Annotated in this window: 13 protein-coding genes; 5 read left to right on the top strand and 8 right to left on the bottom strand. The window is 42.9% G+C overall.

The genetic code is table 11. The features are described from left to right. Nucleotides 1–184 precede the first annotated feature (184 nt). On the bottom strand, nucleotides 185–514 hold the full coding sequence (locus MKY35_RS13095) for a DUF3817 domain-containing protein (protein WP_342443940.1): 330 nt from the start codon (nucleotides 512–514) through the stop codon (nucleotides 185–187). Nucleotides 515–892: 378 nt separating this feature from the next. Between MKY35_RS13095 and MKY35_RS13090 the strand changes: the two genes are divergently transcribed. Beyond that, complete coding sequence (locus tag MKY35_RS13090; RefSeq protein WP_342443939.1) at nucleotides 893–2,944, top strand: fibronectin type III domain-containing protein; 2,052 nt, start codon at nucleotides 893–895, stop codon at nucleotides 2,942–2,944. Nucleotides 2,945–3,243: 299 nt separating this feature from the next. On the opposite strand, the gene MKY35_RS13085 is transcribed toward MKY35_RS13090, so the two are convergent. The 5 genes from MKY35_RS13085 to MKY35_RS13065 are packed head-to-tail and all read right to left on the bottom strand — an operon-like array spanning nucleotide 3,244 to nucleotide 7,520. After that, nucleotides 3,244–4,632, bottom strand: a complete 1,389-nt coding sequence (locus MKY35_RS13085; RefSeq protein WP_342443938.1) for a HAMP domain-containing sensor histidine kinase — start codon at nucleotides 4,630–4,632, stop codon at nucleotides 3,244–3,246. After that, nucleotides 4,623–5,282 carry a response regulator transcription factor gene (locus MKY35_RS13080; protein WP_029515155.1) on the bottom strand — a complete coding sequence of 220 codons (660 nt, stop codon included), beginning with the start codon at nucleotides 5,280–5,282 and terminating at the stop codon, nucleotides 4,623–4,625. The genes MKY35_RS13085 and MKY35_RS13080 overlap by 10 nt, the downstream gene beginning before the upstream one ends. Nucleotides 5,283–5,319: 37 nt before the next feature. Next, complete coding sequence (locus MKY35_RS13075; protein WP_342443937.1) at nucleotides 5,320–6,078, bottom strand: lantibiotic immunity ABC transporter MutG family permease subunit; 759 nt, start codon at nucleotides 6,076–6,078, stop codon at nucleotides 5,320–5,322. A 1-nt stretch (nucleotide 6,079) separates the two neighbouring features. After that, complete coding sequence (locus MKY35_RS13070; RefSeq protein ID WP_342443936.1) at nucleotides 6,080–6,811, bottom strand: lantibiotic immunity ABC transporter MutE/EpiE family permease subunit; 732 nt, start codon at nucleotides 6,809–6,811, stop codon at nucleotides 6,080–6,082. Between the two features lies 1 nt (nucleotide 6,812). After that, nucleotides 6,813–7,520, bottom strand: coding sequence for a lantibiotic protection ABC transporter ATP-binding protein (locus tag MKY35_RS13065; RefSeq protein ID WP_342443935.1), 708 nt, complete (start codon nucleotides 7,518–7,520; stop codon nucleotides 6,813–6,815). Nucleotides 7,521–7,675: 155 nt separating this feature from the next. Here MKY35_RS13065 and MKY35_RS13060 point away from each other — a divergent pair, with 155 nt between their 5' ends. Further along, entirely contained in the window at nucleotides 7,676–8,803 is a 1,128-nt protein-coding gene (locus MKY35_RS13060) for an FAD-binding oxidoreductase (protein WP_342443934.1), read from the top strand. A gap of 124 nt (nucleotides 8,804–8,927) precedes the next feature. Here MKY35_RS13060 and MKY35_RS13055 read toward each other — a convergent pair whose 3' ends face one another. Then, nucleotides 8,928–10,091 (bottom strand): MFS transporter, encoded by a 1,164-nt coding sequence (locus MKY35_RS13055; protein ID WP_019687340.1) that lies wholly within the window; start codon nucleotides 10,089–10,091, stop codon nucleotides 8,928–8,930. A 111-nt stretch (nucleotides 10,092–10,202) separates the two neighbouring features. Here MKY35_RS13055 and MKY35_RS13050 point away from each other — a divergent pair, with 111 nt between their 5' ends. Beyond that, complete coding sequence (locus tag MKY35_RS13050; protein ID WP_014599797.1) at nucleotides 10,203–10,508, top strand: helix-turn-helix domain-containing protein; 306 nt, start codon at nucleotides 10,203–10,205, stop codon at nucleotides 10,506–10,508. 110 nt (nucleotides 10,509–10,618) lie between these two features. Here the strand turns inward: MKY35_RS13050 and MKY35_RS13045 are convergent, their stop codons facing one another. Then, nucleotides 10,619–11,485 carry a MurR/RpiR family transcriptional regulator gene (locus tag MKY35_RS13045; RefSeq protein ID WP_342443933.1) on the bottom strand — a complete coding sequence of 289 codons (867 nt, stop codon included), beginning with the start codon at nucleotides 11,483–11,485 and terminating at the stop codon, nucleotides 10,619–10,621. Nucleotides 11,486–11,665: 180 nt separating this feature from the next. Between MKY35_RS13045 and MKY35_RS13040 the strand changes: the two genes are divergently transcribed. Both MKY35_RS13040 and MKY35_RS13035 read left to right on the top strand, forming a co-directional pair. Next, on the top strand, nucleotides 11,666–12,685 hold the full coding sequence (locus tag MKY35_RS13040) for a Gfo/Idh/MocA family oxidoreductase (protein WP_342443932.1): 1,020 nt from the start codon (nucleotides 11,666–11,668) through the stop codon (nucleotides 12,683–12,685). A gap of 1 nt (nucleotide 12,686) precedes the next feature. After that, on the top strand, nucleotides 12,687–13,673 hold the full coding sequence (locus MKY35_RS13035; RefSeq protein WP_342443931.1) for a Gfo/Idh/MocA family oxidoreductase: 987 nt from the start codon (nucleotides 12,687–12,689) through the stop codon (nucleotides 13,671–13,673). Nucleotides 13,674–13,739 lie beyond the last annotated feature (66 nt).

The raw sequence follows: 13,739 nt of genomic DNA, 5'->3' as shown, positions 1-13,739 counted from the left end.
GCAGAAAGGGACAAAAAGAATGACAAAGTTAGAGTCTCCCTTACTGCGTAGGAAAGTAACAATTTAAAATTCGCGTATACAAAAACAACCGAGTGGTTTAGAGCCATCGGTTGTTTTTGTATACTGCTGCATGAGTGGGAAGAGAAAGCCGCGTTGTTGTATTGGCACTTGCCCTTGTACATGCTTATGTAGCTTTTATCGGGCTGGTATGATTCGCACGTGCTTCGGCTTTCTTAAGCACCTTACGATCAAAAATGAAGGGGCCAAACGGCAACAGTGAGGCAATCAAGGCAGCAAGACTTTGCAGTAGCGTTATTTTCCGTATAATCAGCATGACCACAGTCGCTACAACATAAGCCACGAACAGTACCCCATGGATCATACCCACCCAGCTTACCATTTGCGGTATTCCAGCTGCGTATTTAAGTGGCATAGCGATACACACGAGCAGTAGATATGAAATTGCTTCAATATTACCAATGACACCAAACATCTTAAAGGCATTTTTGAACATAATACACCTCTTTCTCTTATTACTTAAAATTTAATATATCCTATAATGCAGTGTTATTAAACGGTAGAAAGTTACGATATATCGAATATTTACGGCAGATGCCAACGTCACACAGCTTAGCGCTCCTGGAAATGATAATTGTAATTTCATTTAACTTGTCAAAATGTGTATCCCTATTGTATGCGCGACCCCCTATCAGTAAAAATACGGTGTAAAGCCTAAACATTTTGTATGCAAATTCCGATAACAGTTAAATGAACGTGTGTACATTATGGTACATATTTTAAAAGCTGGATTGCAGCGGAAGGGCTTGTAAGCTTAACTTATTAGTTTTTGACAAATAAAATTTCCATACTGGTATCAAGGAGAGCATAGAATATGAATAAAAAACGTTTGCGTCAATGGATGGCTCCGTTCGCAACGGCTACACTGATTTTGAATACGGGATATGGCATTTTGACACCCGATGCAGTGGCTAGCGCGTTGCCGACTGAGAGGCATTACTCAAATCTGACAGGCCTAAATACAACACAGTTACATACCAAATTAGCAACCGCTCAAGGTAGTCAATTGCCTGTTACTTCAGGTCCGAAAGTGACTACGTTAACCAAAGGTTATGGTCAGAACACCTATCTTAACCAAATGCTAAAAGTAATGTCGAGCCAAATGGTGACTGCGAATATCGCGCCGGCAGAGGTAAGCAATCTGACAGCGGTTCCTACAGAAACAACAAAAGTAAATTTGTCCTGGAACAATCCGTCGGACATCAATTTTGACCACGTTAAAGTGGTTGGTGTTACTAACGATGTGTATGTAGATAACATTAGAAGTAACTCTTATATGTTAAGCGGTTTACAGCCGAACACGACATATACCTTTCGCGTGAAAACGGTGAATAAGAGTGGAAATGAATCTCTCGGTACAACAATACAGGCTAAAACGGCTTCCGTTGATGGTCCTGTGGATAAGACACCACCAGGAGAAGTAAGCGGACTGGCAGCGACGAATGTAGGATATAATGGATTTACCATCAATTACATATTGCCTAAGGATGCTGACTTAAGCCAAGCGATTGTCTATTTAAATGGTACAGAAATTCAAAGAACCACAGGCACGTCTTACACGTTTAATGTCTTGAATGCTGCCACAGCCTATACCGTAACGGTCAAAACGATAGACAAATCCGGAAATATATCTCAAGGAGTTAGTATTCCAGTTACAACTTCTACGGTCTCTACCGATATCGTGCCCGATGTGACAGGTGCTTCAGTGACATCAGTTAATAACTATAGTGTTACTGTTTCTTGGACAAAACCTGGCGGAATTAGTACGGTCAGTCTATATAAGGATGGGCAGCTGGTAACTGATTCAACAGGATCATCCTATACATTTAATAATCTTTCGGCAAGCCAGACATACACGTTCACGATAAAATCTAAGCGGAGCACAGGTGCGTTGTCCTCCGGTGTGAAGCTGACTGCCACAACGAACAGTACATCCTCCAATTCGTCAGAAGTGTCCAATCTTGAAGTCGATAGCAAAAGCGACACCTGGATCAAAATCACCTATGATATGCCGAGTCGAGCCGACAAGGTGAAGATATATGTGGATGGTGATTATAAGGGGACTACAAGCTCTGAGTCCTATAAAATCACGGATTTGCGAGAAGGACGCTGGTATGAGATTAAGGTCGTGACTGTCAATAGCAATGGAAGAGAATCTAGCGGTGTAAAGATATCAGAACGCACGGATTCGGATGGTTACTACTCTTCTTCATCTAGTTCATCGAACTATGAGAAAGCAAGAGATTTGATGCGAATTGCGGAAAACAGTCTAAATGCGTCCGACTGGCGTTCTGCCAGAGATGCAATCAGTGATCTGCCGAGCGGAACCCGTAAAAGCGATCTGCTGGATCGGCTAGAAGCTATTCGCAATAGAGCGATTGGTACCGGTAGTTCATCATCCGGGACGAGTTCTACTACGACAACCACTTCTGGTACAACGTCTTCATATCCTAACAATGCGGTTTCCTCCTATTCATCTTCGTTCACCCTGACACCAGGAGCTAAATCAGCTTATGTCGATGGTCGTGCTACGACGATGGCTCAGGCTCCTCGGATCATTAATGGGGCGACGATGGTTCCGCTACGCTTTATCAGTGAACGGATAGGTTACGAGGTGAATTATGAAAAATCGACCAAAAAGATTATCCTGAATCGACCTACAGACGGCAAACAGGTAGTGCTTCAAGTCAAGAATTCGACCCTTGCCGTATATGAGTTAAACAACTCCCGAAGTTATTCGACGAACATCACAGCTCCGGTTATTGTTAACGGCTACACGCTGGTTCCATTACGAGTGATTAGCGAGCTTTCGGGGTATCAGGTGAACTATAATACTGCATCCAAACAAATTACGATTACCAAATAAATGCATCTGTTAAAAGAGTTCTAAAGTGAAAACTTTAGAACTCTTTTTTGTCTACTATCCAATAAGTGTACGTAAAATGCGAAAAGGGGCGCTTTATAAGCGCCCGCTAATAGAGTTATAAATTGACAATCAGCTAATCTGTAAACAAGTTATTTTGGCTAAAAAGAATATCAAGCTGCTTAAGATCTTCTACAGTTAGTTGAATACTCAGCGTTTGAAGATTAGTTTCGATCTGATTAGGCTTGGTCGCACCTGGAATGATTAAGGTATACGATAGGATTGATTATCGCTTGCATGATTCATGCACTGATTGGTATCTCAATGCTTACCTGTCCGCCGCTTGTCTGGGTGGAGTTGGCGATGATCAGTTGTCCGCCATGTAGGTTGACAATGGATTTTGTTATATACAGGCCCATACCGTAATGTCCACTTAATCTTCTGGATGAATCACCCATATAAAACTGCTCGGCGGCCTGTTTGAGACCTGCTGGAGAGAAGCCCGGGCCTTCGTCTACGATGCTGAACCGAATACAGTTTTCAACAGACTCTACGATCAGCTGGATCTCGCTGTATTCAGGCGCCTGATCTACCGCATTAGAAGCAACATTCATAATGGCGCGCTCAAGTAGCACTGGGTCTGCATACAGCGTCTTAGGGAGGTTATATGCAGCGAATGCTACAGATATTTTTTTGACAGCAGCCAAGGCCATTATCTGATCTTTCACTTTCGATAAATAGAAGTCAGCATCCATCGTTTCCGCCCGCAGGGTGACTAGTGTTTCCGCTTTTGAAATGTCAATGAGAGTTTTAATATACTGCTCCATCTGCCTGGTGCTTTCCGCAATATAATCCGTATAGTTCTTTTGCTCTTCGGACTGTTCGGTCTCGGACAGTAGCTCTACGTTTCCACGAACGATAGTGAGTGGTGTTTTGACATCGTGTGCTAGAGCGGATATTTGCTCGCGGCGGGATTTTTCGAGATTCCACTGTTTCTGAAGCGATGTCTTTAAAGTTTCTTTCATTTTATCCATGGAATGTAGCACCTGATCGATCTCCATCACGCCACTGAACTTGATTGAGAAGTCCAAATCTTGTGCTTGAATTTGTTTGGTAGCCTGCTGCAATCCGCTCATCTTACGTGCCAGCTTTCGTCCGAAGGAGGAAGCCAGTAAAGCACCTCCCCCCAGGAAGGCGATACAGAACACGGCCAAAAAGGACAATTCTGCGTTCGGCAGATATTGACGCAGGATAGGAAGTTCAAACTGTGCCGAGACAGAATAGCGCATCACAGTAATTTCATCATGATGTGGAACTTTTACATAGTTATAGGGAAATTGATACGCAGTATTGCTCTGCTGCGTAACACTCCAAGCGGCTTGGGCCTGGTTTTCAGAAAGATTTCCTTCAATGAGGCGGCCTTCCGAAGTGAACAACGCGTACTTATACAGTTTTATCTGAGAATTCGGTTGCAGGGTCTTGCCCGCTTCAATGATTGACTTGTCCTCCCGTACCTGCTTCTCCGCATAGTTCGCGGGAAGAATGGCCCCATAAGATATCAGGGCATAGAAGATGAGGACCAGGAACAGAGCAAGCGCAATCGTCCCAATACAAAACATAACTAAATAACCCAGGAAAATGGTTCGTAATTTGGTAGTCTTGCGTGCTTGTTGTACTTTGGTTACTTCCATCGGTAGCCGATCCCCCAAACCGTCTCCACTGGAGAAACCTCTACTTTGCCAAGCTTGGCCCGGATATTTTTGACATGCTCCACAATAGTGGCGGAATCGCTGTCCCCATCCAAGCCGAAGACCGCTTCATAAATCTGCTCCTTAGAGAATACCTGCCCCCAGTTCAAAGCTAGAAACTTACATATCTCATATTCACTTTTGGTAAACGGGACTACAACATTCTGAACGGTGATTTCCTTGCCAGAAAGATTGAAATGAACTTCCCCGATGCAGAATACATTACGCCGTTCACGATTCTCCCGTCTGAGATGGGCGTTGATTCGTGCGCGCAGCTCTCCAGTGCCGAACGGTTTGACAATATAATCGTCGGCTCCATCCCCAAGCCCCAACATCACATCGTTCTCCATGGATTTTGCGGTAAGAAACAGTATCGGACAGTCTACCTTGCTGCGAATTTCCCGGCAGAGTGTGAATCCGTCCATGGTAGGCATCATCACGTCAAGCAGTATAAGATCAAATGCTCCGAGCTGCATGGTGAGAACCTGTGGGGAGGCGGAGACCACCGTGACAACATGGCCATCTTTCTGCAAAATATTTTGAAGGAGTGCCAAAACGGCGGGTTCGTCATCAACGGCCAACAAGTTTGCCATGCTTTATTCACATCCCTTGCTTTCTTTACTCTAATCTTTACTCCAACGAATTTTGTCCTTCCCAACGACAAATCCATAACCCTAATAATACCATGATGACTAAGGTCCCTACTACGCAATATCTGATTCCCAAATCAAGCTGTATAGCTTCAGGGATAGAATCTGCTGAGCTTACGCCGTATTGCACCCAGATCGTGATGAACCGGGCCGCCCAAGCAGAGGGAACGAATATCCAATTATGATCACCCAGCCCTGTAAGAAGCAAAGCGGACAATAGACTCTCCATAATACCCAGACCGATGGAAGCTCCTTTGCCAAATCGCAAACTAATGAAAAAATGCAGAATATAAAGGAACACACTGGACACAAACAGAATGCAGGCAGCCAACACATAAAACTTCAAGCCATACGGGGACTCTTTCATAAGATATATATAGCCAGCCCCAAAGCCGCCTGAGGCAAGCAGCACACTGCCAAATCCCAAGCACAGGAGTAGGCTAAGCTTGCTCAAAAAAGGTAACAGCTTCACCGGCGAGGTCAAGAGGTGTTGGAAATCTCCAGCGACTGACTCCTGCTCAACAGCAATGGAGCATACAATACCAATCATGGTAGGAAGAACCACAGCCAGGACCTGCAAATAGCCGTCTATCTTCGAAATCGGTGAATACGGAGTAAAGGAATAGTAGGCTAGAAAGATTGCTATGCCTAAAAGCGGCACAAACAGCTGCACAAGCAGTAAGGGCTGCCTTCTAAGTTTAAGCACATCGGATTTCAGATAGCGGAAGAAAGATATCATCTTACTTAGCCTCCCGTTTACGGAAAGACATGGCCGTCAGCACAGACAGAATCATGAATAGACATACTGTGATCAACAGGCCGGGAACAATTATGCCTCCATCCAAAAGTGGATCTCCTGAAGGAACGGCAAGCCCATTAGGCAGCACTTGAATGACGGCGCACATCAATCGCGCTGGAATAGCATAGGGTACCGCCCACCATACAGAAGACGTAGCGAACAAGACGGTGCAGGCTACGTTGCCCAGCATGTTGATGATTAGGGTGGCAAACATGCCTATTCGATCCGTCAGGAACAGGCAAAGTGGAACTTGCCACAAAAAGGTGATGAAGAGGATCAGAGTTGCAGCGACGCTTTCTGCTAGTGTCACGGAAGTTGAGAATACGAATCCGCCAAGAGTTATCCCTATAAATAAAATAATAGAGGAAACCATTAAGAGCCTTACGCAAACCCCGATTTTACCGTACCATACCTGAGCCAAATCTACAGACATGCCAAGGACAGCACGGTATTTCAGCTTCTTGCCATCCTTTTGGATCACTCCTGAGCACATTAAGGTGAGGGCACCTGGCAGCAGCATGAAATACCACCAATTGTAGCTGGCGCTTTGGAGCATATGTCCCCCCATGAGCACGGTACACAGAAGAAGAGTAACGATGGGGGCCAGCCAGACCAGCTTTTTCGTGAAGGTACGCTTTAATTTTAGATGTTCGGCGGCTATATATTGCTGCATCCTACTCATCCCCTTTTCGGTATTCCTGTGCAATCTGCATGAACAACGATTCCAAGTCTTGTCCTGGTGTAACCGTCTCTTGGTAAGCTAATATGCCACCAGCGATAATACCGACATGGTCAACGATTTGTTCGACTTCGGATAAAATATGACTGGAAAGAATTACGGTAATTCCTTGCTTCGGGAAGGAGCGAATCAGCTCGCGTTGCTCCTGAATGCCAATGGGGTCAAGTCCGTTGGTTGGCTCATCTAAAATTAGTAGTTTGGGATGGTTGAGGAGCGCAATAGCAATGCCCAGCCGCTGTTTCATGCCCATCGAGAACTGGCCAGAGCGTTTTTTCCCGGTATGAGTCAAATCAACAATCTTCAGTACTTCATCAATTCGTGAATCAGGTAGTCCGAGCAAGGTTGTACGAACCTTTAAATTCTCTCTAGCAGTCAAATTCTCATAGAGTGGAGGAGATTCGATCAGTGCGCCGATCTGAGCGAGATCTTTTCGTGACCAGGGTTTTCCTTGGAATAAAATTTCACCGCCTGTCGGACGTAGCATACCAGTTAACATTTTCAAGGTGGTTGATTTTCCAGCCCCATTTGGGCCAAGTAGCCCATAGACGGAATTCTCCTGAATAGACAGTGTGACGTTGTTCACCGCCTGTTGCCGTCTAAAGGTTTTGCAGAGATTTTTAGTCTGTAAAATAATGTTATCCATATCAGTTCATCCTTTTCATTCGTTCTGACAACTACTTTACAGATCAATTCTAAGAACTTTATAAGGATAGAAATTAAATATTAATGTTTCAAACTTTATGCATTCATGCGGTATTCGCTATAATGGATACAGTGATTTAGGAAAGGGATGTATTCATGAAGAGGGTTATCGTAATCGGAGCAGGAATTCTGGGGGCATCGACAGCATACCAGTTAGCAAAATTGGGCGCTGATGTCATTCTTGTAGACCGCAAAGATAAAGGACAGGCGACTGATGCAGCTGCTGGTATTATTTGTCCCTGGTTATCACAGCGACGCAATCAAGCTTGGTACCAGCTAGCCAAAGCGGGCGCACGTTTTTACCCCGGATTGATTGAAGAACTTAAAAGCGAGGGGGAAACAGAAACTGGCTATGCTCAAGTTGGAGCTCTCAGTATTCATAATGATTTGGAGAAAATTAAAAAAATGCAGGAGCGAGCACACTTACGACAAGCGGATGCGCCAGAAATCGGTGAGATTACCCGACTAAATGAAAAGGAAACCCATGAACAATTTCCTTTGTTAGTAGAAGGTTACCATTCTGTTCATATTAGTGGTGCCGCTCGTATAGATGGTCGTGCGCTGCGTGATGCGTTGATCCGATCAGCACAAAGAAATGGGGCAACCCTTATCCATGGGGATGCTGTGCTTCAATACGATTCCGACCATGTAACCGGAGTGGCGGTCGGTGCAAACAGCTTCTCATCTGACGAAGTCATTGTTTGTGCAGGTGCATGGGCCAATCAACTGATGCTGCCTTTGGGCATTCATTTTAAGGTTAGTTATCAAAAAGCACAAATTATGCATTTGCAGGTTTTTAATAGGCAAGACACAGGCACCTGGCCTGTAATCATGCCGCCTTCTGATCAATATCTGCTTGCTTTTGACAAGCAGAAGATCGTAATAGGGGCGACTCACGAAAATGAAATCGAGGGTTACGATACGAGAGTAACAGCAGGTGGGATGCAGGAAATTCTGAACAAAGGTTTGGAATTGGCCCCTGATTTAGCAAACAGTACTTTTCAGGAGGTAAGAGTTGGTTTCCGTCCTTTTACACCCGGTTTTCTACCGGTGATCGGAGCTGTTCCTGGCTGGAATGGCCTTATAGCGGCAAATGGGCTTGGAGCATCCGGGTTGACCATGGGTCCCTTTATTGGAAATCAGTTGGCAAAGTTGGTACTTGGAATGGCCTTGGATATCAACATCGATGATTATGATATTCGAAATGCTATTGATGAAGATTGATCCTTGAAGTTAGATAACAGTAGATATGCATAAGAAGCCGCCATACTGGCGGCTTTTCTAATAATATAAGTTCTTTTCCTGGCCCAAAGATAGAGCTTATGTCGATTTTTAAGGTTACTCGTTTCTATTTTAGTCTTAGACCTAGTAAAACCCCGCTACGTAGGAACAAGATTAGTGACACACCGAAACAAATCACAGAAAACAGGCTAACGGAAATAAAACTACCGCTGTGCGCGTATAGCATTCCTGCTGTGAAAGAGCCAACCATTGTTCCAAAATACATAGAAGAATTGGCAAGTGATGAGACTGTTCCGCGTGCTGTGGCAGACAAGGTTTGAAGCATACTCATCATAAGCGGAAAAATCATTCCAAGGATAAGGAAGATCAGAAAATATGTAATTTCGACATAGGTTACACTAGGTAAATAGGGCAGAAGCAAATAAAGCAGACCGATGAAAATTACGCCATAGATCAAAGAGTGCTTAGGCCCCACTTTGTTAACTAAGCTGCTCCCAAATAAGCTGCTGATCGTATTTCCTAAACCAAGGAATAATATCACCGTACCAATATTTGCAACATTGAGGCTGAATTTGTCGGACAGCCATGTGCCAATAAAAGAGAAGGCAGCAAAATTTCCGAGTTGGAACAGGAAGTAGGCCAGAAAAGCGACCTTAGGTGTTGACCCCTGCAGCAATGAACGGTATCTGTTCCTAATCGAGGGAGCCTTTTGCTTCTGTATAGAAGGAGGCAACGCGGGCAAGAGAACAGCAGTCCAAATAACGATCAGGAAGGTGCAGCAACCAATCATAATAAAGGGTGTTTGCCACCCGGCGGTAGCGAGATAGCTGCCAATGGGCACGCCTAGCATTTGGGAAAAAGCTAATCCTGCGGTGACAACTCCCATGGCTTTTAACACTTTATGTGGTTGAACTAACTGAGGAATGGCTGCCCAAACTTGAGGTGAGGCAAAAGCGGCACTAATGCCAGCCAATAAGCGAAAAGCAAACATGGTCCAAAAATCAACGGCAAAGCCGCAAAGTAGAGTGAAGATACCAAAACCAAGTAAGCCGAACAGTAGTACTTTTTTTCGATTCCATGCATCTGACAACGGTCCTGCAATTAAGGCAAACAGAGCATACCCTAAAGCATAGGCTGAAACAATCCAGCCCGATTGTTCGATAGAAATGCCGAAGCTTTCACGAAGAATAGGTAGAAGAGGCGACACAATGAACGTATCTGTACCAATGAAAAACATGATCAAGAAAAACAAGGTGATAATTTTATTCAAAACGTAACCCTCCATTTGTTCTATAGTTCGAATATTTTCGAATAATAGAAATATAGCATTCCAATATGCTATAATGCAACTACAATTCTTTGTTAGGCAGGTGAACGGATCTTGAGAACGCTGTATCATCCCAACGTAATTGAAATTACTCTACCTACAGTTTTATATGCTCTAAGTGACCCCATTCGGCTTAATATCATCCAGATTTTAGACGAAAAAGGGGAGCAATCCTGCAGCTCGATAGATATTTCAGCTCCAAAGTCAACCTTGTCTCATCATTTTAAGGTTCTTCGGGAATCAGGGGTTATTCATACGAGAATAGAGGGAACCCAACGCTTTATCTCTATCCGTTACGATGATTTGAATGAACGCTTTCCTAGCTTGCTGTCGGCCGTACTGATGGGCTTGAAGCAATAAAAGAAAAAGGTCTAGTTAGCATAAAACTAACTAGACCTTATTTGTCGAAGAACAACCATATATAAATATAAATTGCCGCTTATTTTGCAGTTAGAGAGAAGCTAATCCCTCTACACGTCATTCATCATGTCGTTGAGATGCGAATTCTCCAACGATTGTGTTAGGGTTTGCATATTTTTCAAGTAGTCGATTTTATAGATACAGGAGTAAATCACGTTTAATACATAGTCAAAGGCAATTTGCGACGAAAAAGTACCAATCTTGGCATGCTTTACTTCGTCATTAGGCACCTGGATACATATACTACTTCGTTTGGCCAACTCACTTTGATTGGTAGCTGTAATGGTGATAAAGGGAATATTTTCATGTGTAAAGTGCTTTGCTGCTTTTAAAAAGATCGGTGATTTTCCGTGGTAAGTTAAAAAAACAGCGCAATCCTGTGGCGTAAGATTAGCCGTATGGTACGCCCACTCAGACAGCTCCGTAGCTATAACCACATACTTGTTAATTTTCACTAATTTATTTTGGAAACTTTTCGCACGGATTTGTGAATCTCCTAACGCATATATAAAGATCCTTTTCGCTTGATCCAGCAATAGGGCTGTTTGCGACAATAAATCATCATCCATGAATGTAAAGTTTTTTTCTATCGTTTCCTTCATTAATTCTGCAATTTCTTTCGCCACTTGAAGTGGGGATTCATCAAAACCAAATGGATAGTTGGGGTCTACATTGGAAATGTTCTGGGTATTCTGCTGAAACTCCCGAGCAAGTTTGATTATGAACTCCTTGAAGCCAGATAGCCCAAGTTTATGTGTTAATCGATTAATCGCGGAATGCGAAGTATATGTTGCCTTTGCAAGCTCCTGAATATTTAAGTGCAGGATCCTTTCCTTATGAAGCAAAATATAGGATGCAATGCTTTTTTCGTTTGGTGTAAAGTTTTGCATTTCGGATAATTGCATCAGTATTTTCAACAGGTTCACTCCGGTTCAATTGAAATGACGTTTGATAAAGGATATAAAATAAACATTTTGTTTGAAAATAAACAAACATTTTTAAAAATATTCGGTTGATTGTACCATTTTAGCGGCAAATCCTTTACGATCAACGTTCTTCTTCTATAATAAATGAAAAAGAGCCTAGGGGGAATTAATATGCTTAACATCGGTTATATTGGGAATGGCAAAAGCACCAATCGGTATCATCTTCCTTTTTCATTGACCAGTGATCATTTGAACGTAAAGACGATCTACGCCCGTAATCCAGATAAAGGGGAGTGGGAGAAAATCCCTGGCGTGCAGTATACAGATAATCTTGAATCTTTAATGAACGATAAGGAAATTCAGTTGATTGTTGTCTGTACACCTGTAGAATCCCACTACACTTATGCGAAAATGGCACTCGACCACGGAAAAAATGTACTTATTGAGAAACCCTTTATGTTAACGAAAGAAGAAGCAGTGTCCATCTTTCAATATGCCAAAGAGAAAAATCTGATTATACAGTGCTATCAAAACAGACGTTACGATTCGGATTTTCTCACTACCAAGAAGGTTATTGAATCAGGGAAACTCGGTGATTTGTTGGAGGTGGAAATGCATTTCGATTATTACCGCCCCGAGACCCCCAACTCCACCTCTCATTTTTCCAGATATAACAGCTACCTCTATGGACATGGCGCTCATACCATTGACCAGGTTCTTTCCTATTTTGGGAAGCCTGACACGATCCATTACGACGTGCGCCAATTGCTCGGTTCTGGAAGAATGAATGATTATTTTGATCTAGATTTTTATTATCCCTCACTCAAGGTATCCATTAAATCCAGCTTTTTTCGTTTAAAAGAGCGGCCGAGTTTTGTTGTATACGGCAAAAAAGGCGTTTTTATAAAGCAGACAAAGGATCGTCAGGAGGAGCATCTGAAATTATACTATCTGCCTAAGGGACACTCCGATTTCGGCATCGACCTGCCCGAGCATTACGGCATCTTAACATACCTTGATGATAAGGGCGAGTATCATGAAGATAAAATCGTTTCTGAAAAGGGAGACTATGCCCGAGTGTATGACGATATTTATCAGTCGATCGTAATTGGTAAAGAAAAAGTGATTAAAGACGAAGAAACGATAATGTGTATGGAAATACTTGAAAAAGGTATAGAGGAGTGCAGCTAAAATGAAGTTAGGAATTGTCGGAGCAGGGATGATCGTAGGGGATCTATTAAGCTTTATTCAGGAAATCCCGACCATTTTACTAAAGGGCATTTGTTCTAGACCTAGCCACAAGGAGAAATTACTGGATTTACAAAGTAAATATGGAATATCTCAGATTTATTCGGATTACAGCGAGATGCTGATGAGTCGTGATGTGGATACAGTTTATATCGGGTTGCCTAATCATCTTCATTATTCATATGCGATAGAGGCATTATTGAGTGGTAAACATGTCATCAGTGAGAAGCCGTTTACTTCCAATTTGCAAGAATTTCTAGAGCTAAAAGAAATTGCTCAGCAAAGAAAACTGGTATTGGTGGAAGCCATAACGAATCAATATTTGAAAAATTATTTGTCAATGAAGGAGTATCTACCTAAGCTTGGTGAGATCAAAATAGTGGAATGCAACTATTCTCAATATTCATCCCGGTATGAGGCTTTTAAAGCGGGAGTAATCCAGCCTGCGTTTAATCCGGAAATGTCTGGCGGAGCCTTGATGGATATCAATTTATACAATATTCATTTTGTTGTTGGCCTCTTCGGGAGCCCTAAGAAGGTAGAATATTTGGCGAACATGGAACGTGGAATTGACACTTCAGGCATACTGCTGCTTGATTACGGCGATTTTAAGTGTGTTTGCATAGGTTCAAAAGACAGTACGGCACCCAATGCAGTGAACATTCAAGGCAATAAAGGCTATGTACACATGGCGAGTTCAGCTAATATATGCGATTATTTTGAATACACTCCTAATAAGGAAACGCCTATCCAGGTGGACCTGAAAGATCATTCGCATCGTATGTATGACGAATTCGTTGAATTCGAACGTATCATCCGAGAAAATGATTTGGAAAAAGTCTCGGTTATGCTTGAACATAGCGAAAAGGTCATGAATGTCATTGAGAAAGCCAAGCAATCCGCCAATCTTGTATTTGGTCCTGATAAATAAAGAAGCAGCTCAATTACTGAGTTGCTTCTGATCCGTAATTCCCACACAGCGGACACTGCATAACGG

Origin of the sequence: Paenibacillus sp. FSL L8-0638, from assembly GCF_038593075.1 — a bacterium.
Classification (GTDB): Bacteria; Bacillota; Bacilli; order Paenibacillales; family Paenibacillaceae; genus Paenibacillus; species Paenibacillus polymyxa_D.
The sequence above is the reverse complement of the archived record's forward strand: the minus strand, read 5'-3'. Positions and strand labels throughout refer to the sequence as shown.

Excerpts from the sequence above, each read along its gene's own strand:
- MKY35_RS13070 (WP_342443936.1), bottom strand. The coding sequence starts at position 6,811 with ATGCAGCAATATATAGCCGCCGAACATCTAAAATTAAAGCGTACCTTC.
- MKY35_RS13085 (WP_342443938.1), bottom strand. The coding sequence starts at position 4,632 with ATGGAAGTAACCAAAGTACAACAAGCACGCAAGACTACCAAATTACGA.
- MKY35_RS13040 (WP_342443932.1), top strand. The coding sequence starts at position 11,666 with ATGCTTAACATCGGTTATATTGGGAATGGCAAAAGCACCAATCGGTAT.
- MKY35_RS13080 (WP_029515155.1), bottom strand. The coding sequence starts at position 5,282 with ATGGCAAACTTGTTGGCCGTTGATGACGAACCCGCCGTTTTGGCACTC.
- MKY35_RS13060 (WP_342443934.1), top strand. The coding sequence starts at position 7,676 with ATGAAGAGGGTTATCGTAATCGGAGCAGGAATTCTGGGGGCATCGACA.
- MKY35_RS13090 (WP_342443939.1), top strand. The coding sequence starts at position 893 with ATGAATAAAAAACGTTTGCGTCAATGGATGGCTCCGTTCGCAACGGCT.
- MKY35_RS13095 (WP_342443940.1), bottom strand. The coding sequence starts at position 514 with ATGTTCAAAAATGCCTTTAAGATGTTTGGTGTCATTGGTAATATTGAA.
- MKY35_RS13065 (WP_342443935.1), bottom strand. The coding sequence starts at position 7,520 with ATGGATAACATTATTTTACAGACTAAAAATCTCTGCAAAACCTTTAGA.
- MKY35_RS13035 (WP_342443931.1), top strand. The coding sequence starts at position 12,687 with ATGAAGTTAGGAATTGTCGGAGCAGGGATGATCGTAGGGGATCTATTA.
- MKY35_RS13075 (WP_342443937.1), bottom strand. The coding sequence starts at position 6,078 with ATGATATCTTTCTTCCGCTATCTGAAATCCGATGTGCTTAAACTTAGA.